The organism is Lentibacillus cibarius (genome assembly GCF_005887555.1).
Lineage (GTDB): Bacteria > Bacillota > Bacilli > Bacillales > Amphibacillaceae > Lentibacillus > Lentibacillus cibarius.
Map to the genome: position 1 here is coordinate 2,737,408 of NZ_VCIA01000001.1, position 26,346 is coordinate 2,763,753.

24 protein-coding genes and 1 pseudogene are annotated in these 26,346 nt (G+C 43.2%); 15 read left to right on the plus strand and 10 right to left on the minus strand.

Annotated features, from left to right (window positions below; genetic code table 11):
- Nucleotides 1-268: 268 nt before the first annotated feature.
- Nucleotides 269-2,578 carry an RNA polymerase recycling motor HelD gene (gene helD, locus FFL34_RS13405; RefSeq protein WP_138603859.1) on the minus strand — a complete coding sequence of 770 codons (2,310 nt, stop codon included), beginning with the start codon at nucleotides 2,576-2,578 and terminating at the stop codon, nucleotides 269-271.
- 301 nt (nucleotides 2,579-2,879) lie between these two features.
- Here helD and FFL34_RS13410 point away from each other — a divergent pair, with 301 nt between their 5' ends.
- Entirely contained in the window at nucleotides 2,880-4,289 is a 1,410-nt protein-coding gene (locus FFL34_RS13410; protein WP_138601467.1) for an ISLre2 family transposase, read from the plus strand.
- Here FFL34_RS13410 and FFL34_RS18310 read toward each other — a convergent pair.
- Nucleotides 4,282-4,440, minus strand: a complete 159-nt coding sequence (locus FFL34_RS18310) for a hypothetical protein (protein ID WP_171046348.1) — start codon at nucleotides 4,438-4,440, stop codon at nucleotides 4,282-4,284. The two genes, FFL34_RS13410 and FFL34_RS18310, sit on opposite strands and share 8 nt — an antisense overlap.
- 211 nt (nucleotides 4,441-4,651) lie before the next feature.
- On the opposite strand from FFL34_RS18310, the gene FFL34_RS13415 reads away from it, so the two are divergent.
- The 3 genes from FFL34_RS13415 to nagE all read left to right on the plus strand — a co-directional run bounded on the left by FFL34_RS13415 (nucleotide 4,652) and on the right by nagE (nucleotide 7,695).
- Nucleotides 4,652-5,146 carry a PTS sugar transporter subunit IIA gene (locus tag FFL34_RS13415; protein WP_138603860.1) on the plus strand — a complete coding sequence of 165 codons (495 nt, stop codon included), beginning with the start codon at nucleotides 4,652-4,654 and terminating at the stop codon, nucleotides 5,144-5,146.
- Nucleotides 5,147-5,171: 25 nt separating this feature from the next.
- Nucleotides 5,172-5,990 carry a PRD domain-containing protein gene (locus tag FFL34_RS13420; protein ID WP_138603861.1) on the plus strand — a complete coding sequence of 273 codons (819 nt, stop codon included), beginning with the start codon at nucleotides 5,172-5,174 and terminating at the stop codon, nucleotides 5,988-5,990.
- A gap of 220 nt (nucleotides 5,991-6,210) precedes the next feature.
- Nucleotides 6,211-7,695: an N-acetylglucosamine-specific PTS transporter subunit IIBC gene (gene nagE, locus FFL34_RS13425; RefSeq protein ID WP_138603862.1), complete on the plus strand. Its 1,485-nt coding sequence runs from the start codon at nucleotides 6,211-6,213 to the stop codon at nucleotides 7,693-7,695.
- Nucleotides 7,696-7,872: 177 nt separating this feature from the next.
- On the opposite strand, the gene FFL34_RS13430 is transcribed toward nagE, so the two are convergent.
- The 6 genes from FFL34_RS13430 to FFL34_RS13455 all read right to left on the minus strand — a co-directional run bounded on the left by FFL34_RS13430 (nucleotide 7,873) and on the right by FFL34_RS13455 (nucleotide 12,810).
- The gene (locus FFL34_RS13430; RefSeq protein ID WP_318279635.1) at nucleotides 7,873-8,664 is read right to left on the minus strand and encodes an NRDE family protein; all 792 of its coding nucleotides are present in this window, start codon (nucleotides 8,662-8,664) and stop codon (nucleotides 7,873-7,875) included.
- A gap of 245 nt (nucleotides 8,665-8,909) precedes the next feature.
- Complete coding sequence (locus FFL34_RS13435) at nucleotides 8,910-9,545, minus strand: YkyA family protein (RefSeq protein ID WP_234031570.1); 636 nt, start codon at nucleotides 9,543-9,545, stop codon at nucleotides 8,910-8,912.
- An 18-nt stretch (nucleotides 9,546-9,563) separates the two neighbouring features.
- On the minus strand, nucleotides 9,564-10,478 hold the full coding sequence (locus tag FFL34_RS13440; RefSeq protein WP_138603864.1) for a polysaccharide deacetylase family protein: 915 nt from the start codon (nucleotides 10,476-10,478) through the stop codon (nucleotides 9,564-9,566).
- Nucleotides 10,479-10,661: 183 nt separating this feature from the next.
- Complete coding sequence (locus FFL34_RS13445; protein ID WP_234031506.1) at nucleotides 10,662-11,549, minus strand: DUF3298 and DUF4163 domain-containing protein; 888 nt, start codon at nucleotides 11,547-11,549, stop codon at nucleotides 10,662-10,664.
- A gap of 18 nt (nucleotides 11,550-11,567) precedes the next feature.
- Nucleotides 11,568-12,062, minus strand: a complete 495-nt coding sequence (locus tag FFL34_RS13450) for an RNA polymerase sigma factor (RefSeq protein WP_138603866.1) — start codon at nucleotides 12,060-12,062, stop codon at nucleotides 11,568-11,570.
- A 328-nt stretch (nucleotides 12,063-12,390) separates the two neighbouring features.
- Nucleotides 12,391-12,810, minus strand: coding sequence for a general stress protein (locus FFL34_RS13455; RefSeq protein WP_171046377.1), 420 nt, complete (start codon nucleotides 12,808-12,810; stop codon nucleotides 12,391-12,393).
- A 496-nt stretch (nucleotides 12,811-13,306) separates the two neighbouring features.
- On the opposite strand from FFL34_RS13455, the pseudogene FFL34_RS13460 reads away from it, so the two are divergent.
- The 7 genes and pseudogenes from FFL34_RS13460 (at nucleotide 13,307) to FFL34_RS13490 (ending at nucleotide 18,349) form a co-directional block, all read left to right on the plus strand.
- A pseudogene (locus tag FFL34_RS13460) lies at nucleotides 13,307-14,715 on the plus strand (MDR family MFS transporter).
- Between the two features lie 101 nt (nucleotides 14,716-14,816).
- Nucleotides 14,817-15,431 carry a 3'-5' exonuclease gene (locus FFL34_RS13465; protein ID WP_138603868.1) on the plus strand — a complete coding sequence of 205 codons (615 nt, stop codon included), beginning with the start codon at nucleotides 14,817-14,819 and terminating at the stop codon, nucleotides 15,429-15,431.
- 22 nt (nucleotides 15,432-15,453) lie between these two features.
- Complete coding sequence (locus tag FFL34_RS13470; protein WP_138603869.1) at nucleotides 15,454-16,053, plus strand: short chain dehydrogenase; 600 nt, start codon at nucleotides 15,454-15,456, stop codon at nucleotides 16,051-16,053.
- 170 nt (nucleotides 16,054-16,223) lie between these two features.
- Complete coding sequence (gene sppA / locus FFL34_RS13475) at nucleotides 16,224-17,216, plus strand: signal peptide peptidase SppA (protein WP_138603870.1); 993 nt, start codon at nucleotides 16,224-16,226, stop codon at nucleotides 17,214-17,216.
- Between the two features lie 12 nt (nucleotides 17,217-17,228).
- A complete protein-coding gene (locus FFL34_RS13480; protein ID WP_138603871.1) occupies nucleotides 17,229-17,693 on the plus strand; it encodes an RDD family protein in 465 nt (154 codons plus the stop codon).
- 235 nt (nucleotides 17,694-17,928) lie between these two features.
- Nucleotides 17,929-18,069: a small, acid-soluble spore protein L gene (locus FFL34_RS13485; RefSeq protein WP_138603872.1), complete on the plus strand. Its 141-nt coding sequence runs from the start codon at nucleotides 17,929-17,931 to the stop codon at nucleotides 18,067-18,069.
- Between the two features lie 31 nt (nucleotides 18,070-18,100).
- The gene (locus tag FFL34_RS13490; RefSeq protein ID WP_138604755.1) at nucleotides 18,101-18,349 is read left to right on the plus strand and encodes a sporulation protein; all 249 of its coding nucleotides are present in this window, start codon (nucleotides 18,101-18,103) and stop codon (nucleotides 18,347-18,349) included.
- A 204-nt stretch (nucleotides 18,350-18,553) separates the two neighbouring features.
- Here the strand turns inward: FFL34_RS13490 and FFL34_RS19110 are convergent, their stop codons facing one another.
- Nucleotides 18,554-19,195 (minus strand): ribosomal eL19 family protein, encoded by a 642-nt coding sequence (locus FFL34_RS19110; protein ID WP_459178543.1) that lies wholly within the window; start codon nucleotides 19,193-19,195, stop codon nucleotides 18,554-18,556.
- 33 nt (nucleotides 19,196-19,228) lie between these two features.
- Here FFL34_RS19110 and FFL34_RS13505 point away from each other — a divergent pair, with 33 nt between their 5' ends.
- From FFL34_RS13505 to FFL34_RS13520, 4 genes are all read left to right on the plus strand, one after another.
- Entirely contained in the window at nucleotides 19,229-20,377 is a 1,149-nt protein-coding gene (locus FFL34_RS13505; RefSeq protein WP_171046378.1) for an AI-2E family transporter, read from the plus strand.
- Nucleotides 20,378-20,627: 250 nt separating this feature from the next.
- A complete protein-coding gene (locus FFL34_RS13510) occupies nucleotides 20,628-21,074 on the plus strand; it encodes a GNAT family N-acetyltransferase (RefSeq protein WP_234031507.1) in 447 nt (148 codons plus the stop codon).
- 57 nt (nucleotides 21,075-21,131) lie between these two features.
- The gene (locus FFL34_RS13515; RefSeq protein ID WP_171046379.1) at nucleotides 21,132-22,136 is read left to right on the plus strand and encodes a phosphotransferase enzyme family protein; all 1,005 of its coding nucleotides are present in this window, start codon (nucleotides 21,132-21,134) and stop codon (nucleotides 22,134-22,136) included.
- Nucleotides 22,137-23,174: 1,038 nt separating this feature from the next.
- Entirely contained in the window at nucleotides 23,175-24,137 is a 963-nt protein-coding gene (locus FFL34_RS13520; RefSeq protein ID WP_138603877.1) for an alpha/beta hydrolase, read from the plus strand.
- A gap of 82 nt (nucleotides 24,138-24,219) precedes the next feature.
- Here the strand turns inward: FFL34_RS13520 and FFL34_RS13525 are convergent, their stop codons facing one another.
- On the minus strand, nucleotides 24,220-26,220 hold the full coding sequence (locus tag FFL34_RS13525; protein ID WP_138603878.1) for a S9 family peptidase: 2,001 nt from the start codon (nucleotides 26,218-26,220) through the stop codon (nucleotides 24,220-24,222).
- Nucleotides 26,221-26,346 lie beyond the last annotated feature (126 nt).

Here is a 26,346-nt window from a genome sequence, read left to right on the forward strand (position 1 = left end):
TTGGTCGCTCATCGGGTAAATGAGCGCCCTTTTGCCGAGCGAGCGGCGTTGATTGGTCGCTCATCGGGTGAATGAGCGCCCTTTTGCCGAGCGAGCGGCGTAGATTGGTCGCTCATCGGGTAAATGAGCGCCCTTTTGCGGAGCGGTGGGCGTAGATTGGTCGCTCATCGGGTGAATGAGTGATCAACGCCGCCGAGGAAGGTCCCGTGATGATTGAGCAAACAAAAAAATGCAGTGCACGTACACTGCATTTCATGATAACGCTGGATTAGCGCTGTTCTTCCCGGTATGTTTCCTGTGGTGCTTCGCTGATGAACGGAGCTGGGTCGCCGGCACTGACCATAACCAGCTCATGCATGGCCCTGGTGCAGGCTGTGTAAAACAGTGTTCGATCTGTTTCATTGTCATATTTATCAGCGGATGCGTCTGGGATGATAACAGCATCCATTTCGATGCCTTTAGCTAGGTAAACGGGCAGTATGAGCAGTCCCTTAGAAAAATTGCCGGTCGACTCGTCAATTTGTGTGAATGCAATCTTGTCTTTCAGCAGGTTAGCAACTTGATTGCTTTCTTCTTGGGTTTTGCAAATGATGCCGATTGTTTCACTGCCATTTTCATAAAGCCTGTTCGTCTCTGCCGCTAATGTTTCGGCTAAGTGTTCCTTATTTTCCCGAATCAGCAATGGTTTGTTTCCTTCCCGATTGAACGGCTCGATTCGTTCGCTGCCCGGTGCAAACGGTATAGTGAACTCGGCGATTTGTCTTGTCGACCGGTAGCTTTTGGTTAATGTGATTTTTTCATAGGATGCCTCGCCCGGCCCTGTTGAAACAAGTGGATTTTCATCCGCCATATAACTGTATATCGCCTGATTGATATCACCCAACAGCGTCATTCTAGCATTTGGGAAAATATGTTTAATCAAGGTGAACTGGAATGCTGCATAGTCCTGTGCTTCATCAACGACAAGATAACGGACAGACCGGTCAAGAGGCGTACCAAGTAAACGGTATTGAAAATAAAGATAGGCTGCTGCATCTTCCCATGGCAAAAAGTTCTCCGCTAAATGGCCGGCTGTATAGGTGCGAATCGCCTCCCAGTTTACCGGCGGGTCGTCCGGTGTCCAATTCGTAAATAGCTGTTGATAGGTGGCGGCTGCATGAACGAATTGATGCGCTTTTATCTTCTTTTTAATTGGTGCGAAAACCCGTTTGACAACTTCCTTTCTTAATATACTTTCCTCGTGGACGGTTTCGTTTGTTTCGTGTTTGGCTTGCTCTTGTGACTGGTGAAATGCGTCTTGATAGTCTTCTTTATCCAATAGTTCCGTTTTTTCAAGCACCCAGTCTTTATCCAGTTCATTGCGCTGCTTTTCTCGTATTTCTTGCAGCAGCCACTTGGCCACTAGTTCTAGTTTGTTCGGGATGGTAATCGTCTCGTCCAGCGAATAAAAGTAATCGCGGATTTGTTCTTTGGAAATGAGCACCTCCCCGCGGAATGTGATGTTTCGAAACTGGATGTCCTGTTTGTTTAAATGGTCGATAAATGCATCGATTAACCGCATGAACGTCAGATCTGATTTGCAGTCGATGTTCTGCATCCGAATGGCATTGTCCTGCTTTTCAGTCATGACGTACTCCATTTGTTCAAATGGCGACTCAATGGTGAAAGGATGTCTGATCTGGTCTTCCAAATAGTCCAGAAATGTCGTTTGTCGTACATTCGTTTCACCGAGTTCCGGAAGCACATTGGCAATATAGCTGGAAAATAGCGGATTCGGTGATAATAGCACGATATTGTCAGGGCCAAGGATGTCACGGTGCGCATACATGAGATAAGCAATTCGCTGCAGGGCGGCGGATGTTTTTCCGCTACCGGCTGCACCCTGAACAACCAGATATTGATTCCCTTTATTCCGAATGATTCGGTTTTGTTCCTTTTGAATCGTGGCGACAATGCTTTTCATTTTGGTACTGGCGTTGTTGCCGAGCACTTCCTGCAGCAACCGATCGCCAATGGTTACCCCAGTGTCAAACATCCCTTTGATCAAGCCTTGCCGAATAATGAATTGTCGCTTCAGGGTAATTTCTCCGTTAATGGTTTCTTCCATCGTTTCGTATTGCGCCTCTCCCGGTGAATAATCGTAATAAAGGCTAGATATTGGTGCGCGCCAGTCGTATATAAGGAAATCTTGATTGTTACCATCCATCAGGGAGGCGATACCGATATAGATTGGTTCCGCGGTTTGTTCCGTATCTTCGTGGAAGTCGATGCGGCCGAAATAAGGTGATTCACGCAGCCGCTTTAAAGTTTTAAGTTCATCGTCCAACTTACCGTGGGACTGTTCTTTTTGGGTAAGTAATTCCGCCTGTTGTTTAATGCTAGCTTGTGTTTCAATCACATCGTCCGGTTCATCGATGTTGACGGTTACATCCTCCCAGAAATTCTTGCGCAGTTCGATAACACTTTCTTTAATGCTTGTGGATCTGTCAATTGTTTTTTCAGCCTTTTCATCAATGGTTTTAATAACATGATTAACTCGCTGCTGTTCTTCGTCATATGTGCTGTTATTGGAAGTCATATAATCAGCCCCGTTCTTCTTGTAAATAGTTTAGGTCCATATACCGTATGTAATGATGAGTTGATATGATTGTAACGGTGAACCATACATGAATGCAAAATTTTCCCTTTGAAACGGTGGGGGACAGGGTCATAGCCCGGACCCACCTCTTGGAAATAAATAGTGGACCAAAGAGCCTGTCCCCATATGTGTAAAATAATTCTCGGGGCCACCTGAGGCAATTTTCTAGTCAAAAAAGAGAAGGCACTCTATCATAAATGTATGCTTTGACGGGCAAATACATTTCGAAAGAGGCCTTCTCATGGAAACTATTATATCAAGATTATACGCATTAATAAAGGAAACAAACAACTTAGTTGATTTGGAAGAAAGCATTCGACTCTATATGTATGAGGTGTTTGCTTCCCAGATGGGGGAAGTGTTCACACAGATTAATAAGGTGATTAAAGCTGAGAAACAGAAGTTGGGCTGGACTGTCGAGCGTGAAGATTGGAAAACGGTTCAATTCACGTTTGGGGCAGTTCGTTTTCGGCATACATTAATGCATGACCTGAAAGGTGATTCTCACTATCCCTTTGATGAGTGGGCTGGTCTTCGGAAAAGTCAACGATACAGTCCCCTGACGGAGGTAAAAGTGGCTGAATTGGCTAGTGAGAGCACGTATCGTGCATCAGTCCAAACTTTGAAGGAATGGACCCCCGTAACGATGAGTCATCAAACAGTCGGGAGTATCGTGAAGCGTGTTGGAGATGCGCAGTCCCAGGCTGATGTGGAACTGGCGGCTGAACTGGAGGAAGCAGCGTCCCTTCCGGAGGGAAAAGAAGTTGACTATTTATATACAGAGGCAGATGGCGTTTTTGTCCGTTCTACAAAGAAAAAGAAAAGCCATGAGGTCCGGCATGCGATTATGCATGAAGGCTGGGTCAAAAATGGCAAACGGGTCTCACTCAGCAATCAACACGTAATCATGACAACGAAGCCGACTGATGACTTTTGGAAAGAGGTGCAGTCATATGCGGCCCATGGTTATTCGCTGGAGAATACGCAGGTTGTGACAAATAGTGATGGCGGGCAGGGCTACACAGCTGAACGGTTCCAGGAAGCCTTTTCCCAGTCCCGTTATCCCGTGTTGAATCAACTTGACGCTTACCATGTAGCTCAGGCGTTAAATCGGGCATTAGGCGGTGAAAAGAGTGAATTTAAGGACGGGATAAGAAAAGCGTTAAAACAACACGATTGGCAACAGTTCATACTTTGGCTGGATACATACGAAAGTACCCTGGAAAACGCAAAACAGGTAGAAAAGGTAAACGGTTTTCGAACTTACATTCAGCACAATTGGGATCGTATTTTTGACTGGCGTGAGAAAGTGGAAGACCCGCCAGAAGACGCACGAGGCTTAGGGGCTATGGAATCCAATCAGCGTCGCGTTTCTTTCCGGATGAAAAGACGGGGGATGCATTGGAGCGTAGAAGGCAGTGAAGCTATGGTGAAAGTAAAACAGGGTATCCTCAATAACACGTTGCGGGATGTTTATCTCACATCCCAAAAACGAAGCGCACGCAAGCAGCGAGACGTTGAAAAGACCGTTCGCATGACGGAGTATTTGAATCAGCCAACACGCCCATCGATTGGCGCAAAAGAAGGTTCCATCAGTTTATATACAGCCCATTCATCAGCGATAGGAAACTTGATGAAGAGTTTTAGGTAATACCCTGCATGTTTTTGTCAGGTTCCGGGTTTTGGAACGTGACGAAAACATGCAGGCCACCAAGCGACAGCGCGGTAGCCGGAAAACGTGTACAAAAATAGAGTGCCAAATATATTGGTGTGACAACCACATCGAGAAAAGATTGACACATACCCTGTCCCCACGGTTCTTGCTTTTCGTTAAATGGAATGATATAATGAAAGCGAATAAATGAATAGTGATCACATGTTACTGATGAGATTAGGCATGGTGGTATATGGAAGGGGATTGTCTCCTTCATTTACTGCCATGCCTTTTTATATTGCCACATTTAGCACATACTAATAACCGCCGAAACAATTATTGAAAAGGAGTTTGATCATATGTTTAAAAATCTATTCAAAAAGGGAAATTCGGAGACGAAGATATACGCACCACTTAATGGGAAAATCATCGCCTTGGAAGAGGTGCCTGACCCTGTATTCAGCCAGAAAATGATGGGGGATGGTATTGCCATTAAACCGTCTGACGGGAAAGTTTGTGCACCGGTTGATGGTGAGGTTGTGCAAGTTCCGGATACGTTGCATGCGGTCGGGATTCGGGCCGAAGATGGTTCTGAAATTCTCATTCATATTGGTTTAGAGACGGTTAGCTTGAACGGGCAAGGTTTTACTGCAGAAGTGAAGATGGGTGATAAAGTTTCTACTGGAGATGCGCTACTGACATTTGACCTGGATTATATCCGGGACAATGCGGAGAATGATATTACCCCAGTTGTTGTGACGAATAATCAGCAAACAGGAAAGCAATACACGATGACAGACGAAACGGAAGCAAAAACCGGTGAAACGGTTATTATTACCGCTTCAGAAAAATAACTCCCGGGGAAAGGGGGGCAGCTCGATGAAAATCCGTAAGATACTTAATAACAATGCCGTGATTGTTGCAGATGAAGGGGAAGAAAAGATTGCTGTTGGCTCAGGTCTTGGTTTTGAAAAAAGAAAAAACGATGTGATCAATGCAAATAAAATTGAGAAGTTATTCGTTTTAAAAGAAAATGAGAAAATGCATCAGCTGCTGCTCCGGATTCCTGAAACGCATTTCTCCGTGGCAAAGGATATTATGGAATATGCAGAAAATCATCTGAATACACAACTGAACGATCATATTCGTGTCCAGTTGGCCGATCATATATCATTTGCCATCGAACGGGAACAGAATGGTATCCAGCTTAAAAATGCGCTCCTTCATGAAATTAAGGTGTTGTATAAACAGGAGTTTGACATTGGTTTATGGGCAATCCGGCATATTAATGAAACGTGTGGTATTCATATGCCTCGCGATGAAGCAGCCTTTATAGCCCTCTATCTCCACACGATGAAAGTGAAAGGAGGTGATATCCACGAAACGGTCCGGCAAACGTCGATGGTGCGTGATATGGTACAGGTGATCAAAAACGTCCTGAATATTACCATTGATGAGGCGGATATTGCGTATGAACGGCTTGTGACTCATTTACAATTTGCTTTAATGCGAGCAAAGCAATTTGACAGCCATGTGATGGATCAAGAGATGTTTACGATGATTAAACAGAAGTATCATGTTTCTTATCAATGTGCACAACAGGCAGCACAGAAATTATCCGCTTCACACGGAATCGAATTGCCGGAAGAGGAACTGGGCTACATCACGCTGCATATTGAACGACTGCGGTCATTCTAGGTTCTGACAGAAGACATTTATAATGGAATCATACTTTGTAACGTCCGAAAGCATAAATTTTGGAAGACCTTATAAGAAAAGCTTTGGCACTCGCTATAAGGCGAGGCGAATGCCAAGTTTTTCTAATAACCGAATTCAGATGTAAAGATGCAGCCATCCGGAGCTAAGGCGTGATGTGGTTATAGGTTTTAATCTTAAATAATGTTAGGAGGAAACGAAAATGATGAAATACTTGCAGAATCTCGGTCGCTCGCTAATGCTACCGGTAGCGGTATTACCGGCTGCGGCGATTTTGATAGGTATCGGGAACTGGATTTTGCAGGCTGCAGAGGGAAATCCAATTGCGACATTCCTAAAAAATGGTGGCCTGTCCATAATTGATCATTTACCGATTCTGTTTGCCGTCGGTGTTGCCATCGGGATGTCCAAGAAGCAAGATGGTGCCGCAGGATTAAGTGGACTTGTTGCATTTTTGGTTGTTACTAATTTATTGGATGTAGGCGGAGTTGCTGGTTTAAAAGGTATTGAGGAAGGCGCTGTCGATGCTGCGTTTGAAAATACCGAGAACGTGTTTATCGGTATTTTATCCGGTATTATAGCCTCGATTATGTATAACCGATTTAGTCATGTCAGGTTGCCGGACGCACTTGCCTTCTTTAGCGGTAAACGACTCGTGCCAATTATGAGTGCAGCCGTGATGATGGTTGTTTCCCTGGCTTTACTTTTTATATGGCCAATTGTGTATAACGCTTTAGTTACATTTGGTACGACGATTAGTGACTTGGGAGCATTAGGTGCAGGATTATACGGATTCTTTAACCGTTTGCTTATCCCGACAGGATTGCATCACGCATTGAACTCGGTTTTCTGGTTTGATGTTGCAGGAATCAGTGACATCTCGAATTTCTGGGCAAGTGAAGGTGTAAAAGGTATTACTGGACGCTACTTAGCAGGTTTCTTCCCAATTATGATGTTTGGTTTGCCTGCAGCAGCTCTGGCAATGTATCATACGGCTAAAACGAATCGGAAAAAACAAGCTGCATCCTTAATGATGGCAGCAGCTGTTGCATCATTCCTGACTGGTGTAACAGAGCCACTTGAATTCTCATTCATGTTCTTGGCTCCAGCACTGTATGTCGTACACGCGGCGCTGACAGGACTTTCCTTAGCCATTGCAGCATTCTTTCAGTGGACAGCAGGATTTAGTTTTAGTGCCGGCTTGGTTGACTACACGCTAAGTCTCGGTGTTCCTATTGCCAACCAGCCACTCATGTTGGTTGTGCAAGGTTTGGTGTTTGCGGTTATTTACTATGTCTTGTTCCGGTTCCTTATTGCTAAATTCAATCTAAAGACCCCGGGACGTGAAAGTGATGATGACGTGCAGGCAGATGAGGCTTCAGATAGTGAAGAACAGGCTGAGGCAGGCGGTAACGCGGTTGCATCGGTTGGTGCAGACAAAGACGAGACAACCGTTATGGCGGAAACGATTTACGAAGGTCTTGGCGGTGACGAAAACGTCCGGACCGTTGATAACTGTGTATCCCGCCTGAGAGTTGAAGTGAAGGATATGGATAAAGTTGATCAGGGCAAAATCAAATCTGCAGGCGTACCCGGCATTAATGTCGTCGGCAAGCATAATATTCAGGTTGTCGTTGGAACGCAGGTACAATTTGTTGCAGATGCTATTCGGGATATGCAGAAGTAAAAGGAGTTAGAGAATAAAGGATAAGGGGCGAACAGTGCTACAGTGCTGTTCGCCCCTTTTGAATACAGCATTAGGTCGGTCTGGCACTCGAGCGAAGCGGGCCTCAACTCGAGCGACAGCGCACCCGAACTCGAGTCGTCATCGTACGAGCGAAAATTGGCAAGCATGCGGCGGCAGTCAGTTGATTTGGAACGTGAACCGGCGCTCGTTTGCAAATATACCTTGGTTGTATGTGCGCTCTACGAATGTAACATGGTTCTCCTTGTCAACAAGTAAAACAGTTGACGAACGGGTCCCGTATTTTGGTGTTTGGATAAATAAAGGTGATAATTTGCGTTCCAGCTCCAGGCCCACGCCAGTATCAGGAAGCTGCTCATCGCCAGCCTCTTCCGCATCGGACAACATGGAGAACAGTGTGTCAGGTGATAAGGAAGGGGTGTTGTTAATATAATGCTCCAGTTCTGATTTACCTTTGATTGTTTTCGGCCAGGGTGTATTAAGAAATGCGTTGCTTAACGCGTGTGTACCGGCTGTCACTGGATAAAAGTCATGGCGAATATTATTATAGTAAAATAATTGGTCGGGAGTACCGGCGAGCAAGTTAAAACCTGCATATGATTTGTTTTCCCACCGCAGTTGTTCGAGAAAATCCGGTGTCGGTGTGCTGCTTGCTAGAAAGTTCCGCACGATATGACCGCGGGACTTTTTATTTTGCTGTTTTTCATTAGGATCACGGTAATTGGTTAATGCTGCGATGCGACCATTTTTCGTCACACCGAGCCAGGTGCCCATACCTTCCAGGTCGCGTCCGGCGAGAATTTGCGGATGATCTTCCCAAAATCCGGCCGGAGCGGTGGGGCGCTTATAAAATTCATCCCGATTGGCGGCTATGATGAGCTTATAATCTGGATGACTTCCTAAATGAAAATTGATAAGACACATGCTATTAACACCCTTTTTTTCTTTCATTATATTTCTCCGGGTGGACTGATACCAGTTAAATGTTTGGGAGGTTGGGGATTGAATGGTGCGGTATGGGTGATAACGACCATATCAATCCCCATTAACAAAATCTAAATGAAGTCTTTGTTCATCAAGATAGACTCCTTCCGATATGCAGATTTGTGCCCGCACGACCTAAATCTACCCATGACTGGTCCGCTGCATCCTTTGTTTGCATACTAACAAATAAATGCCTTATCCGTTAAGACTAACTACAATGTTTGATAATAATGCTGTCGCTCTTGATTATACTTTTTTGTTTTACGATTAAATTCTTTTTCTTGTTTTTTCATTGTTTTATAGTGTTGATTAATGCTATTAATTCGCTTGTCAACGATTGAAGCATCTAGTTCATTGTTTTGGATTTTTTCATAAAGCTGATCGTTAGAGCGAAGTGCTTTTGCATATTGTTCGTAGTAGGACGCAACAAGTTCTTTACGTTCTTCCATCAAGTTTATGATCGCTGTAATTTTCTTTTTTTCACTAGGATCATCCATCTTTTTGACAACCTGCTTAATTTGTGTAAAAGTTTGGTAAGCCTTGTTAAATCTTTTTTTAGCTTCTTGAATAAGCTTCTTTTGTTTTTTATTCAATTTTTTAGCTTCGTTAATAAGCTGGTTCATTTCGTCTTTTTGTTCAAATTTTAGTGAAATAATTTTATTATACATTGCCTGTTCTTCTTGTCCAACGTCCACTGAGGTTTGTTGTTTTTCAGCAAAGCCATTTTCAATAGATGCTGTCTTTTCTAACGTTTGATATATGGTTACAGTCCGTTTCTCCTCATTGTTACATCCAGCAACAAAAAGCATCAATACAATGAGCGTACCTGTCATCGCGAATCGTTTCACCAACGTCATTACCTCCAATTAACTAACGGGACGACAGCGCCCTGCACATGGAAACGTTAAGGACACAAGCTCATTAGTTATTTTTTTGGTTTTATAGCCTTTTTGATCCAAATACGACAGCAGCTCTGGTAAATATTTGATTGTTGCTGGTTTATCATGCAAGAGCACGACTGGTATTTTGTTGGACCTTTCCATCTCTTCAATTTTATTTATTGTATGGGTTACATACCGTTTATTCTTAAGTTCCCAATCTTTGCTGTCCACGTTCCAATCCCATAATTTAAAGCCGTTCTGATGAAGAGAGTCTCGCATTTCTTCCGTCAAATAAGGAACACTTCCATAAGGGGTACGGACAAGGTTAGTTACGATATCAGCTACTTCTTGTAAAATACGTTGGTTTTCAACCATTTCATTGACCGGTGCCGCCTGTGAGGCATACACTTCCCGGACACGATGGGTCATACCGTGCAAACCAACACTGTACCCCTCATCTACCATGCGTTTAACCGCTTCGGGGTACTTTTTGATATTTGGTCCCAGCGTAAAGAATGTTGCTTTGGCATTGTATTGATTTAAAATGTTCAACAGCTGATCGGATGCAGGCGATGGGCCATCATCGAATGTTAAATAAATAGCTTTTTCTTGCTGATCCTCATGGTGTTGTTTCTCTCTTTTTTTCGCTAGAGCCTCTTTGCGCTCCTGTTCTTTTTTTTGCAAGATTGTTTCATGGAGCACGGAATCGGAATATTTCTCTTTTTGGGCAGAAGAGACAGCTAACTGGGATACACGAGTTGCGGATACTTCGGATTCTTCTTGCCCGGCCGCTTTATTTTTCATAAGCCCTATAATTCCCATTACCACTACAATAGCTAATGTTACCAAGGAAAGAATGGTTATCTTTCCTAATCTATTTAAACGTTTACGTCCGTTCATTTATGAGTCCTCCTTATCTTCCAATCTAGATGCGTTAGAGTCTTAAAATGATTTTTCTTCATAAGTTGACAAATTTCGCCGTATTCGCGGAATAAAACATCAGCCATACCGAGAAGGCTGATGGTTTCACATAACAATCACAATATAATTCTCGCATTCAGCATTTTACGCGGTACCGCCTATTCACTTAATATAAGCGTCCCCTTCCAATTCATTGGCGATTTTCTCAGTTGGTATAACAAATTCTGCTGTCCCCATATAACCGGGCGCCACCTCATAATCATCAAAAGCAATCACTAACTTATGGTTTTCATTAATGTAAAAACTTTGATTTGCATCAATTTGATCAAATACCCCTTCAGGAGGCAAGTTTATCCCGGCGCCACGTACCCAATATACTTTGTTTTCATCGTTTCGGATTTGCTCACGCATCTGGTCTTTAATCACATTACTAATAGTGCTAATATAGCTATCATCCTTAAATAAAATCGGAAGTGTAAGCAACATCTCTTTCTGTTTATCGATTGTATCGAATTTAATCGTTTCATAAGATGAGGCCTGTGTTTTTTGAACGGTCCGTTTAATAGAGAGGATCTTCTCGTTATCCGTTATCACATCATAACTTGCATCCACATTGTAATGCCCTTCTCCATTTTTCTTCAGATTTCCCACTTCATTTTTAAATTCGTCATATAGTTGTTTGCTTTCTTGAATATACTTTTGATTAAGGCTATTTTCCGTTTGTTTATTGTCGAAATTGTGCACATTCGGTGTAGTAATATCCGCATCATAGTTTTCTTCGTGTACGTGTATCTCACTAATTGTTAAAACTTGTATAACCGATCCTACAACAGGTATTTTTGCGAGGTTACCTGCAATTACCGGGCTTGTATTAATGGTCAATACAAAAAGCATTACAGCTGCCGCCAAACCAATGAACCAATTCGGATTAGGGCGTTTCGGCTTTTTTTGTTTAGACCTCAATGTATCGTGGACAACATCATCCAACTCTTTTGGAATAGGGGTATTCATATATTCCTTCTTTAACCGTTTTAATTTTTCATCCATCATCGTAGCCTCCAACATTTATCATTCTTGCACGTCATCCATCTTAAGTCGTAATAATTTCAGCGTTTTATATAGGCGTGTTTTAATTGTACTTTTATTTTCCTCGAGAATGTCTGCTATCTCTTTGATTTTCAAATCCTCGAAATACCTTAGGACAATGATGCTTTTTAAACTCACGGGTAATTCATCAATCGACCGCTCCAGATCAATGTCAGGACAGTTATCATTCCTAGCTGGATAGAACGTATCGAAGGTATCATTATCAATAAAGGATAACTTTTTATTTTTGCGTAAATGATCCAGCGAACTGTGGACCACGATTTTATAAAACCAACTCTTAATAGATTGCTTGTCTTTTATCGAATGCTTGTTTAAAAGCGCCTTTTCAATTGAATCTTGAACAATATCCAAGGCATCTTCCGTATTTTTAACATAGCTAAAGGCTAACCGATAAAAGCTATTCTTGTTATCTAAAATAAATGAAATGACTTGATCATCTAGCTTGTTTTTCTTCATGAAGATAGAGCTCCTTTAATTTCGATACGCATCTCTTAAGCTACACAATATAGACGTATAAGCTGCAAAAAAAGTTTTAATGACGTAGAAAAAATTTTTCTTTCGTGTTCAAAAAGTGGGGATGATAAAAGCTGAATCCATGGAGTAGAGATGAGAAATGAAAAAGGAAAATAAGATAAATTAAAAACAAGGAGACAGTTCCAACGTTTTTAAAACGCGAAATCCGTCCCCTTGTGGGTTTGTTTAGCATTCTAATTAATGCTGCCTATATATCAGTAATTTTTTCGGTATATAGCTGCTTATGCCGATTACCCTTCCAGGAATGCCGCTATTGATAAAGATGATCAACCTTTTCTTTCATTTTTATTGTGCCATCGGTTGGGTCATTTCCCATTTTCCAATCGGTCTCTACCGTGATGATGATTTTCCCGGATTGGACTTGGTTGCTGTAGTCCTTTGCCTGACCTTCTGAAAGTCCTCTGTCTAACAGGTGTCCGTACAAGTCATGCGTTCCATGAATGTCATTGAAGAACGTTTTTTTAATTTTGTTGAGGAATGCTTCGTCCTGAGTTGGATCAGATTCAAAGCTGGTTACGCTTACATCTGTTTGGTTGTTAAGTTTCTCAGCGTATTTTTCATGCGCGAAGATTGTAATGTTTGTGTTGCTATAACCTTCTAGTTCCAGTATGTTGACTGTTTTGACTGTATCTTCCACTGAATCAAACGGTCCGAAAATTTCCTCTGCCAATAACAACACCACCTTCTAGGGATAATTTGTTACGCTTTTTCCCTGATGGGGGTTTGATTAAACTTAGCGGAGGCAGGACTATAAAAAAACATCTTACATGTTTCACCTGGGAACTTCAAAGAATATAACAATCGTACAATGGCGGCGTTGTTCTGGTGATACCGGTCCTGGCTTTTCATTTTATGCATATTACTTTATGGACGCCATAACATTTGGTATTTTACATAGTTGTGTTTTTATATGTTTATAACGTCAGAATGAAAAAACTAGAAATCGCCAGAGGCATTGGTATATGTTTCATTGTGCCGGTGGGGGTTCAGCAGACTTCATCCGGCAGTAGCAACCAGTGCGGTGTTGGCAGTCTATTGTGGAGGAAAAAATTACACGCTTCCTTCCACCATTGATTTCTGGTACAATTAAACGATGTGTTTTAAAAATACCCCTTACTGGAGGAATCGCGCAAAATTTTTATTTATTAAAGAAAGAAGGATTGTTTATGACAGCACAAGGGAAGACACAGCAGTCACCTCAGCAAACCAAGAGAAATACAATTATGTTGGTTCTTATTTCTGGTGCGTTTGCAGCGATACTGAACCAGACATTGCTAGCGACTGCGCTTCCAAAAATTATGGATGATTTAAATCTTTTAGAAAGTACTGCCCAGTGGCTCACTTCCATTTTCATGCTTGTAAATGGAATCATGATACCAGTAACAGCGCTGTTAATTAACCGTTTTACGACAAGGGCGCTATTTCTTACGGCGATGGGGTTATTCGGTGTTGGTACGCTTATTTGCGCCGTTGCACCTAATTTTGGATTGCTCATGGTTGGTCGAATTATTCAGGCGTCTGGTGCCGGAATTATCATGCCGTTGATGCAGACCATCCTCATGCTTATTTTCCCGGTTGAAAAACGCGGTTCGGCGATGGGAATGTTCGGCTTGGTCATTGCCTTCGCACCGGCCATTGGACCTACACTATCCGGTTACTTGGTGGAACACTTTCCATGGCGGAGTTTGTTCTACGTTGTCTTCCCGATTATCGTCATTGATATAATTATCGCGTACTTTTTATTAAGAAACGTTACCGAACGTACCAACCCAAGAGTCGATGTGTTGTCCATCCTGCTGTCATCTCTTGGCTTTGGTGGTTTACTGTATGGATTCAGTATGGCCGGTTCGGATCCATCAGGCTGGGGGAGCCCACAAGTGCTTGGTGCGATGGTTATAGGTGCTGTTGCGCTGACATGGTTCATTTTTAGACAGCTTAAACTCACGGAGCCAATCCTTGAATTCAGGATTTTCAAATATGGGATGTTTACGTTGAATACCGCACTTGGCATGGTTGTGTTCATGGCTATGATTGGTGCTGCGACTGTTTTGCCGATTTTGATGCAGAACATGCTTGGTTTCACAGCGCTTGAATCAGGGCTGGCACTCTTGCCGGGAGCTGCGCTTATGGGGCTGATGAACCCAATAACCGGAAAATTGTTTGATAAATTCGGGGCGAAATGGCTTGCGATTATTGGCCTGGCTATTGTTCAGCAACAACGTTCATGTTTACGATCATGACAACAGAAACAACTTTTGCATTTATCGCTACTGTGAATGCTGTCCGCATGTTTGGTGTGGCGATGGTCATGATGCCGGTTACGACGGCTGGCTTGAACACGCTGCCTGATAAAATGATGCCACACGGAACGGCAATGAACAATACGATGCGGCAAGTTTCAGGAGCGGTGGGAACGGCGTTGATGGTTACCGTCATGTCGAACGCAGCGAATCCGGATCAAGGACTAGAGGGTGCTGTCCACGGTGTCAACATCTCCTTTCTCGTTGTCGGATTTATAGCTGTCGTCGGGCTTGTGATGGCGTTCTTTATCAAAAACCCTCGGAGAAAATATTAATTTGAAATAGTGATTTCCAATAGGCTTTTGTCCATTTGTATGGCAATAGCCTATTTTCTATAATAGGGAGAAGAGACTACTTGAAAAGGGGGGAGGGCATCATGCAGTTTGTATCCATTGATTTTGAAACGGCCAATGAAAAAAGAAACAGTCCATGTGCCATCGGTGTTGTCGTTGCGAATGCGGACGGAATTGTCGACGAATTTTACAGCCTGATTAATCCTATGACGCACTTTAAAGCTTTTCATACACGTATTCATGGTATTAAAGCGGACGATGTAATCAACGCACCGACTTTCGCTGAGCTCTGGCCGACATTGCACGGTTATCTGGCCGGTAATATGGTTATTGCACATAATGCCAGTTTTGATATGAGTGTGATGCGACATACGCTGGATTATTTTAACCTTACTTATCCGGAACTGGACTATCTTTGTACTGCGAATATAGCAAGACGCGTATGGCCGGAACTTACGAACCATAAACTAAATACAGTTGCCGCTCATCACGGTATTCGTTTTGACCATCACCATGCGTTGGAAGATGCAAGCGTTGCGGCAAAAATTTTAATCAAAGCTTTCGAGACATATGGGACAAGGGATTTGGATATATTTCTAGAGAAGTGTCATATGTCAAAGGGAAGAATCTATGAACAAGGCTACTTCCCACCGAAAGCAAAACGTACGAAAAAAAGCGCAACGTTGTACGTTCAATAACTCAAAAGGAGCCGTGTTAATCATGCGCATACTTATTGTTGGTGCGAGTGGTACAATTGGGCAGAAAGTAGTGGAACAACTGGAGCCAAAGCATGAAATCGTTCGTGCAGGAAGAAATGGGGCGGATGTCTCGGTTGATATCACCAGTCCGGATAGTATTGCAGAAATGTATAAACAGGTTGGTCGTGTAGATGCGGTTGTCAATGCGTCAGGAGGAGCGACGTTCAAGGCTGTTCCTGAATTAACACCGGAGCTAAATGAAAAAGGGATTGAAAGCAAGTTGAAAGGCCAGGTGAATCTGGTGCTGCTCGGGCAGGAATATGTAAATGATGGCGGCAGTTTCACATTAACGACCGGTGTCATGATGGATGATCCGATTCCAATGGGGACGTCGGCTGCCATGGCAAATGGCGGTGTGAAGGCTTTTGTGAAGTCAGCTTCCATTGAAATGCCAAGAGGGATCCGGATTAACAGTGTAAGTCCCAATATCGTACAGGAAACATGGGATAGACTTGGTGATTTCTTTTCCGGTTTCATCCCGGTACCGGCCGCACAAGTAGCAAGAGGGTATGTAAAAAGTGTGGAAGGTAAGCAAACCGGGCAAAATTATGAAATGTATTGAGCGTCGTTTGATATTGAGCGTCGTTTGAAAGGTTATTAAACGAGCGGGTGGCAGGAGGGGGAACAGGATGAAATATTCCCTCTCTTCTTTTGGATGATGAATTTCTGGTAATAACTATAGTAACATTAATGTATACATAGCATGCACATATAGAATGGAGGATATCAGAATTGAATAAAAAACGTTGGATTGCACTAGGAATTGCGGCAGTTTTATTCTTCGTTTCGCTGGGATTTCGGTTGATGTCCAGTGTGTTTACAGCTGATGTGGAGTCAGTCATGGATATGCCGAGACAGAAATTCCAGGAAGAGGTGATTGAAAAGGGGACCGGGAATAAAATAGCTATACTTGAACTGGATGGTGTCATTCAGGACATTTCCACATCATCGCTTTTGAATTCCGGTGGTTATAACCATGAACGCTTTCTTGAAAAACTTGAACATGTCGGGCAAGATACTAGTGTTGACGGTGTTATTTTACGCGTCAATACACCGGGTGGCGGCGTCGTGGAAAGTGATGAGATCCATGATAAAGTCGTCGAGTTACAAAAAGAATATGACAAACCTGTCTACGTATCGATGGGGAATACAGCCGCTTCCGGTGGTTATTATATCTCCGCTGCGGCCGATAAAATTGTGGCGCATCCCGCGACGCTGACCGGTTCTATCGGTGTGATTATGGAGAACTTTAATTTTGCGGAATTGGCCGATGAATACGGTGTTGAATTTAACACGATTAAGAGCGGGAAATTTAAGGATATCATGTCCCAATCTCGAAAAATGACCGAAGAAGAACACAATATTCTTCAGCGCATGGTTGACGATATGTACGCAGACTTTGTCCAAGTAATCGTTGAAGGCCGTGACATGTCCGAATCTAAAGTTCGTGAACTCGGGGATGGTCGCGTGTATACAGGTAAGCAGGCCGCCGACAACGGACTAGTCGATGCACTTGGTTCAAAGGAAGATACCATCGCTATGATGAAGAAAGATTTTGATTGGGCGAATGCAAAAGTCGTTAAATATAAAGGCGGATTTGAACTAAACCAATTTCTCGGCGGTACAGTGAAAAGCATGTTCGGCAAGGAAGCTGATCTAGCTGCACTTCAGGAACTCTTGCGTCAATCTGCAGGGCCACGTGCAATGTACTTATATTCGAAGTAGGGAGGTGCCGTAATGAGTGAAAATCAAGAAACAACAGAAGCCGTAACGATAACCAATCATCATGACTACGCCGGGTTCTGGATGCGCTTTTGGGCTTATCTGGCGGATTTAGTAATCGTGTTCAGCATTAACGGCATCCTGCTCAGTCCATTTAAATTCATCGACGGTGGGGAGATGGATGTCGGGTTCTGGACCGTAACCGGCATAGCCAGCACGATTGTCCTTTATTTGTACTTTGTGCTGATGACTAAGTTTTACGGAAAAACATTAGGGAAAATGATTTTTGGCCTGCGTGTCATTCGAGAAGACCAGGAACCGTTAAAATGGAGTGATTTGCTTTTTCGCGAGGTTATCGGGCGCTTCATTTACCGCGTGTTCTGGTTTATGAACCTGTTTTATTTATCTGTTGCATTCACTGAAGAAAAACAGGGAATCCACGATATGTTCGCCGATACGCGTGTAGTGTTGGATCGGTAGAGAAATGCCAGACTCGGGGGCGAAACGCCAAATTCGGGAGCGGAAACGCCAGATTTTGGAGCAAAAACGCCAGATTTCAGCATAAAAACGCCAAATTTTGGAGCAAAGACGCCAGATTTCAGCATAAAAACACCAGATTTTGGAGCGGAAACTCGGCGATGATAAATCGTGCTTCATCATACTTCAGCATAAAACACCTCCTACCAACAAACAATAAATTACTGGAGGTGTTATTATGGCTGATAAAAAAGATAATTGGAAAAGCCGTCAAGTGAAAACGAGCGTTAATAAGCAAGGTTTAAGCGAAGATGCAGCAGATCAGCAGCCTGACAGCCAACTTGAGCAACGAGCGAAAAAGAAGAATACGAAAATATAATCGCAAATTGGCTGAAAAGAGGGTGATAATGATCGATAATACACTGCATTTTTTACGTGAATCATTGGCAAACACAAGTGAGAACGCAATGACGAAACAAATTATTGCTAGGCTTGAGGCAAATGACTTTACTAATGAGGAGGAATTTGTTAAAAGCCTAAGTGAAGAGGAAATGGCATACCTTGATAGCGTAGTCGGGAAAGAATTAAACTATGCCCAGAATGCTGAAGATGATGTACGTGCTAAACAATTAAATGAAGTGTATGAATTGCTTTTCTGAAAGGCTAAAATTCCCATTGATTTTAAAAGCTACATCCGTTATTATATAAATATAAGCTACATTGTTCGTATTTAATTAAGTTTTAACCTCTAACAGATGAATAGGGAGTTTTATATCGGGATTCTAATGTCGTGCCTCCATCGCGTGGAAGACAGGAAGATCTCTGCAAACACCCACTTAGCGAAGTGGTGGTTTTAAAACTTTTTATTTCAAAATACGGCAAATGTGGCTGTTGATTACGTCAATGATGAACCAGTTTCCTTTGGGGAGCTGGTTTTTTGTGTTATGTGATCGGATGTTTTTCAGAAAGCACAATACATATTTCACTGGCAAAGTTAAGCCACATCCAACTTTGACGCACAGGACAAGGAAAGCTTCGGCAGCGGACATCAACGGATTAGCAGCGCACATCAACGCTTTAGCAGCAAACATCAACGGATCAGCAGCGGACATCAACGCTTTAGCAGCAAACATCAACGGAATGGCAGCGAACATCAACGGATCAGCAGCAAACATCAACGCTTTAGCGACGAACATCAACGGATTAGCAGCGGACATCAACGCTTTAGCAGCAAACATCAACGGAATGGCAGCGAACATCAACGGATCAGCAGCAAACATCAACGCTTTAGCAGCGCACATCAACGGATCAGCAGCGGACATCAACGCTTTAGCGGCGCACATCAACGGATCAGCAGCGGACATCAACGGATTGGCGGCGGATATCAACGCTTTAGCAACGCACATCAACGGATTGGCAGCGGACATCAACGCTTTAGCAACGCACATCAACCAATGAATGGTGAAGGAAAACTTCTCTTTATCAATGATGGAATTTCTTCTCAATATCATCTATAATTTGATTAACGAGGGGGATGGATGATGAAAACAAGCCGATTTATGAAATTTATTGGCGGTCGTGATTTGTTTTACGGGCTGATCCTGTTAATTTTGATTGGTATTGCAATCTTCATTTATTCGAATGTTTCATTTATTTTTGACCCAATCATTACAATATTTTCCACGGTTATACCGCCAATGATTATAGCCTTTATTGCCTATTACTTATTAAATCCGATTGTCAATCTGTTGGAACAGCTACACATTCACCGCATATGGGGTATTATCATCCTTATCTTAGGTATTAGTGGGCTTCTTACCGGAATTATTCTGTTGACAGCACCAGCGATTGAGTCACAGGTGAAGGATTTGGCGGCAAACTTTCCTACCTACATCAGTCAGATGGGTGCAGGTATTGAAGGCTGGATTCAGCATTCCTTCTTGGCACCCTATTATGAGCAGGGGTATGAATGGGTCACTTCCAATTTAAGCAATTTGACAAGCCGGGTGATGGAATCCCTTGGCGGTGCTGTTGAAGGCGTGCAAAATATTGCCAATGTCATTACTCGTGTCGTGGTGGCCATTGTTACGTTTCCGTTCATTCTTTTTTTCTTGTTGAAAGACGGGGAACAGTTTAAGGCATTCTGTCTGAAGCTACTGCCGCCAAGGTACCGGGATGATGCTGACGAACTTCTGTATAACATGGATGTACAGGTCGGTTCCTATATACAGGGGCAGATTATCGTCGCTTCATGCATTGGACTTTTGTTATATATTGGTTATTTGATTATCGGTCTGAATTATGCGATTACCCTTGCGATTATAGCCGCTATAACAAGTGTCGTCCCATATCTCGGGCCAATTATCGCTATTTCTCCGGCCATTATTATCGCGCTGGTCGACTCCCCCATTATGCTGCTGAAATTAGGTATTGTCTGGGCGGCAGTTCAGTTTTTGGAAGGTAATTTTGTTTCGCCGAATGTGATGGGCAAAACCATGCATATCCATCCGCTAACCATTATTATTGTTTTATTGGTTGCGGGAAATTTATTTGGTATTATTGGTGTGATTCTTGGGATTCCGGGTTTCGCCATCATCAAAGTGCTAACCGTTCATTTGTTTAAACGATTCAAACTGCGCTACAACCGGTATTACGGTGATGAATACGAACCTTATGAGGAAACGTAAAGTGTCCCGGTCTTGTGCCGGGATTTTTCAAAATAAGGCTGAACGCTGTAAAAAGGTTCACTTGCAACATCAAGCCACGTCCGGCTCCGATGTACAGCCTTTCGTTATCATGTTCATAAATAATAATGCATGAATGGATGGACAAGGTTCATATACATGATAAAAAAGCGAAGGGAGCGGGGCTGTTATCGATATTCGTTTACTTGGACTTGATAACGCAGCGGCATATCGCGATCTTTGTCTGGAAGCAATGCTGAACAGTCCTGAAACATATACTGCCAGCTATTGCGAGATAAAAAGAAATTCTGTTTACGTGTACAAAGTGAGACTGCAGTCGGTAAACGCGTTTACGTTTGGGGCGTTTGTAGAAGATGAACTGGTAGGTGTGGTGACACTCGTCAGGGGGAAGAAAAAGAAAACAGATCACCGTGCAACTTTAAGGTTTTTGTATGTCACCCCGTTTGAACGCGAGAAGGGAATCGGGAAACAATTGATGCAGACAGCTATTAATCATGCGAAGTCGTTGGACGGTGTGGAACAGATTTGTCTGTCGATTGTCGTCAACGATAAAAACAAAAAGATGGCGGAACGTTTTTGTTATGCGTTGGGGTTTGTCCCGTTTGGCGTACATAAGGGTGCTGTTAAAGCAGGTGACCATTATTATGATGAGGAACATATGGTGATGTTTCTGCATTAGAGGTTATACGAAAATCCGGTAAAAATGAAGCTTTGATTGCTTTGGAGGAATTATATATTGCAAATTAACGTAAAACACGCACTAATTGACACAGAAACGATCAAACAACTAGTTACCGGTCATAGCTTTGAGGGTAGTGTGACATGTGACTTTTTAGCACGGGGATTAAATGACACCTATCGTATAACGGACGAAAAACAAAACAACTATATTTTCCGACTTTATCGGTCCGGGTGGCGGGATAAGCAGGCGATTCTTTTTGAATTGGATGCGCTTAACCAGCTTTACGAGCAAGGATTTCGTGCATCGTATCCAATCAAAAAGCATGACGATGATTACATCTATGAAGTGGAGGCGCCTGAAGGATTACGTTATGGCGTACTGTTCACCTATTCAGAAGGGGAGCGCCCACTGATCAATGTGGAAAACGCGGAGCTAATCGGTGCGACACTTGGCCGACTGCATCGATTAACGTCTGGTTTCGAATCTGTGTACGAACGAGGCTTTGAGCTGGATATGCAGCATTTATTGGATGAACCGGCTGAAATCATTTCCCCGGTACTTGAACGTTACCTTGGGCAAAGTGCGGTCAATCTATTGCATGCGGTTGTGGAGAATACAAAGGCTGATTTGGCAGCGCTTGATTTGGAAAAAGACTTTTGCCATGGCGATTTTCATAACCACAATATGCACCTTTCCAGCAACGGTATCGAGGTATTTGACTTCGACTGCTGTGCCACCGGATTCAGAGGATATGATATCGCTGTATCGTGGTGGAATTTGCTAAACAACTATAAAAATATGGAAAAAGACTGCTGGGATGCGTTTTTAGAAGGATATACGGCCGAGCGGAACTTGGCATCAGATGATTTCAAAAGTATTCCGCTGCTCATTACTGCCAGACGCATTTGGCTGATGGGCACCATGATGGCTAATGATGATGTCTGGGGGACGAATTGGATGAATGAACGGACCTTGAAGCTGTTTATTGGGCAACTGCGGACAGACAGGCCTGGAGACAGGGATTTACAGGAATTTGATAACGATGAGGTGTTGCATTAATACATGGCGCGGTTGCTTTTGAGAAGGATCATCCGGATGTTCTAATCACTTGATGGGATGGGGAGGAAAATGGCCAGGTATTGGACCGAAATCATACTGATCATGATACCGCTCGTATACGGCAGCCTGTCGGTTAGCATTCACCGGCCATTCCCGAATGGTTCTCTATTCCTTGTTTTGGTGTGTTTTGGTTTTGCACGGGGGTGCACTTCTCTTCTCATCACATGAACCGGCTGAAAGGATTCTTGTTTGGCAACAGTTTGTGGGCTGTGTCTTTTTTTTAACGTCAGAAAGTGTAAATATGGATGACCTTATAAGAAAAACTTCGGCATTCTCTATAAGACGAGGCTAGGCCTGAGTTTTTCTAATTGTTTTTCTGGCAATATATACTGGTTGAGGAGCCGTATCGGAATTTGTTAATCATGCGTTTTGCCGAGTATTACATGTTTCCATTTTTATGGTTTGGCATGGCATTCAGTGGAGTATTTTGTTTTCCGATGTTTACGATGGTACGAGAATTATATTCAAATGCTTTTGAAACCCCGTACGCTCAACGGCATCACGCACGTGTGCTTTTTTCATTTCCAGCAAATCTTCAAAGATATTTTGTCCACTAATTCCCATCACCTGTCAGCTCGAAAGGAATCTTGATCTGTCAACGAGCGAGCTATGTCTTTTTAGGATGGCTATTGATCCAGTTGATATAAGACTTCTCCTTTTGCAAAGTGGACATACTTCGGACTTATGCAAATAACGTTGTCCTCAGCATCTCCTCAAAAACGGAAATCGGTGTAACGCTTAGCGTGTTGGTTTCAACTGATGTGTCCGGCAGCGGTCCCTTTGCCGGTGATTTATATTAAATAAACCTTTCGTTCAAAGAGACCGCGGCCTTCCGCATCAATAGAATGTTGCAGCTTAGCAAATTAAAATTAAGGTTTTACGCTGACTTCTAATAAGTACCATTAAATGAATGCCGAAAACCTCTGCATTTTTTTGTATAATAGCGTTAGAATGAAAGTGTTAGAGAGGAGGCGTCACGTGAAACGGAAAAAGTGGCTGAAAATAGGCATAGGATTATTCGTTATCCTATTAATCATAGATATCGTTGCAAGTTTTTATTTTTATCAGTTGGCTATCGACCGCAATAAAAAAGATTTTCTGCAAGGGAATGAGGACCTTGAAGTATCCGCAGAAACGATGGAAGTGCTGCTGGAAGGGGACTGGCGAACCTGGGTTGATCAGCAGGACTTTTCGGAGTGGACGATGACATCAAATGATGGACTGGAATTGAAAGGCTACTACCTTGAACCTGAAAAACCTTCCAATAAAGTGGTTGTCATGGCGCATGGTTATCTTGGCAATGCGATGGATATGGGGTTGTTTGGGCAGTATTATTCTGAACAGAAGGGCTACAATATCTTCACTGCTGATGCAAGAGGGCACGGTGCCAGTGAAGGAGATTATATTGGTTTTGGCTGGCATGATCGGCTTGATTATCTGGATTGGATTGATCAGATTATTGCCAAATACGGTAAAGACACGGAAATTATCTTACACGGTGTGTCGATGGGAGCGGCGACCGTTTTAATGACTTCCGGTGAGGAACTTCCGGATAATGTAAAAGCTGTTATTGCAGACAGTCCGTACACGAGCGTTTACGATTTGTTTGCCTACCAGATGGACCGGATGTTCCATTTGCCATCTGTTCCATTCCTGCCGTCGACAAGTGTTGTTGCGAAGATGCGGGCAGGCTATTCACTGCAAGAGGCCTCAGCATTGGATCAGGTGAAAAAAGCGGACGTTCCGATTCTATATATTCATGGTGAGTCTGATACATTTGTTCCGACAAATATGTCAGAAAAACTTTATGAAAATACGAAAAGTGACGCCGAACTGATGACAGTCGAGAATGCCAATCACGGAGAGCCGTTTGTCGTCGCTAAGGAGAAATATATTAATAAATTGAATGCATTTTTATCGGAATATACGGATTGGCAGTAGTGGGAAAACATACAGGTTTTTAAACTTTTCGCGCTAGAATAAGGGGACGCCTTCTAAGAATAGAGGGCGTCCCTTGTTCACTTTACAGGTATTGTTCGAACCAGCGTGTGATGTGCTGCAGCCGTTCGATTCGCATGTCTGGTTTGCCGCTGCGGCTTAATTCATGATTAGCATCAGGGAAGCGGACAAACTCTACTTCTTTGCGCAGTTGTTTTAGAGTTATGAACAGCTGCTCGCCTTGCTCGATTGGGCAGCGGTAATCCTTTTCCCCGTGTACAATCAGTAAGGGTGTTTCCATATTTTCGGCATATTTTAATGGAGAGAAATTCCACAATGCTTGCGGGTCTTCCAGCAGGCTTTTACCTAGTTCCCATTTAGCAAAGAAATAGCCAATGTCGCTTACACCGTAAAAACTTAGCCAGTTACTAATGCAACGCTGGGTGACAGCTGCTTTAAACCGGTTGGTATGGCCGACGATCCAGTTCGTCATGAATCCGCCATAACTGCCTCCGGTAACGCCGAGCCGGTCATGATCGATAAAATCATAGTTTTCTAATGCGTAGTCAACCGCGGCCATCAAGTCAGTATAATCGCTTCCACCGTAATCTGCACGGCACGCATTAACGAATTCTTGCCCGTATCCATGACTTCCCCGTGGGTTGGTGTACAATACTACATACCCTTTGGCGGCCAAAAGCTGCATTTCATGGAAAAATGTTTGCCCGTACATGGCGTGTGGTCCGCCATGCACTTCCAGAATAAACGGGTACTTCTTACCTTGTTCAAAGCCATACGGACGCAAGAGCCAGCCTTGGATTTGCCAGCCGTCATTAGCTTGAAAAGTTAATGTTTCCGGTTCACTTAACGCCACGTCATTCAGAAATTTTCTGTTGACATCTGTTAGTTGTGTGACTTGTCCGTCACGGTTCAACTGGTAGAAGTTACCGGGTTCTGTCGGATTGCTGATGCCAAGGACGAGCGCATCATTGTTGTTGGCGAACCCAAATACATGGTTATTATTTTCGTACACCATGCTCCATTCGCCTGACAGGTCTACCTGGTATAAGCTGGTTGCGCCGGAATCCGTCCCAAGGAATAAGAGATGTGTACCGTTAGCATTCCAGACAGGGCCGGCTTCAGATTGGCCCATACGTGTGTCACCAATCATTGCATCGCCTAACTGGAAGTCCCATTTGTCGCTGAGGCACGTGCGCTCACCGGACGCAATGTCAAAGATGTATAAATCATTCAGCGTGGCCCCTTTATATGCAAACTCGTGACCAAAGCAGGCAACTTTTTCTCCATTTGGCGAGAAGCGCGCATTTCCGTATTGGCCGTTTCCATTGGTTAGCATCGTTGTTTCTTTTGTTGACAGGTTTAACAGATAGAGGTCGTTCGTTAGCTCGTAATCTTCATCCTCATCCAGATTGGCACTGAACAAAATGTGCTTCCCGTCTGGAGCGATATCTTCCAAATGATGATGGGTAGGTGCAGTTGTCAGCTGTTCAAATGTTTCAGTTTCCAGATCATACTGGACTAGTTGGGTGCGCTTGTCATCATGAAATCCTTTTACATCTGATTTGTATTTGAGCCGGTTAACAACAAGCGGCTGTTTACTTTTTTCTTCTTTTTCCTTCTTGCGTTCGTCTTCAGATAGCTCTCGTTGCTTGGATACATCATCTTGTTCTTCTAGTGGCGCATTGAAAATGATCCGTTTTCCATCCGGGGACCATTCCGGATCAACGGCACCATTTTTGAAAGTTGTCAGTTGTTTTGCTTCCCCACCATCTGTATGTACGAGCCATAGCTGCGGAACACCACTCCGGTCCGATTGAAAGACCATCATATTACCATCGGGGGAGAAGCGTGGGTGAATGTTTTTAGCATCACCGAATGTCCACTGTCTTGGCTGTGCGTCTTCAAGCGATTGTAAAAAAAGCTGTGACGTATAGTCATTATCGTCATTAGCAACTGTAGAAACGAAGGCAAAAGCACTTCCGTCAGGCTTGAGCTGTGGGTCACTGACTACATTAATCCGTTTTAGGTCGTCTGCTGTCAGTGCACGTTTTGAATGATTACTCATATTTTTTCCTCCTTGTAGTGTTGCGAATTTTCCTTCTTTAAATACTAAAAAAATTATCTAGTTTACTGTGAAAATCCAGTTAATTTAATGGTAAACTATTTCACATTTCGAATCAATTTAATTTTC

Bases quoted from the DNA above. Each gene is read 5' to 3' on its own strand.
- helD (WP_138603859.1), bottom strand. From the start codon at position 2,578: ATGACTTCCAATAACAGCACATATGACGAAGAACAGCAGCGAGTTAAT.
- FFL34_RS13410 (WP_138601467.1), top strand. From the start codon at position 2,880: ATGGAAACTATTATATCAAGATTATACGCATTAATAAAGGAAACAAAC.
- FFL34_RS18310 (WP_171046348.1), bottom strand. From the start codon at position 4,440: ATGTGTCAATCTTTTCTCGATGTGGTTGTCACACCAATATATTTGGCA.
- FFL34_RS13415 (WP_138603860.1), top strand. From the start codon at position 4,652: ATGTTTAAAAATCTATTCAAAAAGGGAAATTCGGAGACGAAGATATAC.
- FFL34_RS13420 (WP_138603861.1), top strand. From the start codon at position 5,172: ATGAAAATCCGTAAGATACTTAATAACAATGCCGTGATTGTTGCAGAT.
- nagE (WP_138603862.1), top strand. From the start codon at position 6,211: ATGATGAAATACTTGCAGAATCTCGGTCGCTCGCTAATGCTACCGGTA.
- FFL34_RS13430 (WP_318279635.1), bottom strand. From the start codon at position 8,664: ATGAAAGAAAAAAAGGGTGTTAATAGCATGTGTCTTATCAATTTTCAT.
- FFL34_RS13440 (WP_138603864.1), bottom strand. From the start codon at position 10,478: ATGAACGGACGTAAACGTTTAAATAGATTAGGAAAGATAACCATTCTT.
- FFL34_RS13445 (WP_234031506.1), bottom strand. From the start codon at position 11,549: ATGATGGATGAAAAATTAAAACGGTTAAAGAAGGAATATATGAATACC.
- FFL34_RS13450 (WP_138603866.1), bottom strand. From the start codon at position 12,062: ATGAAGAAAAACAAGCTAGATGATCAAGTCATTTCATTTATTTTAGAT.
- FFL34_RS13465 (WP_138603868.1), top strand. From the start codon at position 14,817: ATGCAGTTTGTATCCATTGATTTTGAAACGGCCAATGAAAAAAGAAAC.
- FFL34_RS13470 (WP_138603869.1), top strand. From the start codon at position 15,454: ATGCGCATACTTATTGTTGGTGCGAGTGGTACAATTGGGCAGAAAGTA.
- FFL34_RS13480 (WP_138603871.1), top strand. From the start codon at position 17,229: ATGAGTGAAAATCAAGAAACAACAGAAGCCGTAACGATAACCAATCAT.
- FFL34_RS13485 (WP_138603872.1), top strand. From the start codon at position 17,929: ATGGCTGATAAAAAAGATAATTGGAAAAGCCGTCAAGTGAAAACGAGC.
- FFL34_RS13505 (WP_171046378.1), top strand. From the start codon at position 19,229: ATGATGAAAACAAGCCGATTTATGAAATTTATTGGCGGTCGTGATTTG.
- FFL34_RS13510 (WP_234031507.1), top strand. From the start codon at position 20,628: ATGCTGAACAGTCCTGAAACATATACTGCCAGCTATTGCGAGATAAAA.
- FFL34_RS13525 (WP_138603878.1), bottom strand. From the start codon at position 26,220: ATGAGTAATCATTCAAAACGTGCACTGACAGCAGACGACCTAAAACGG.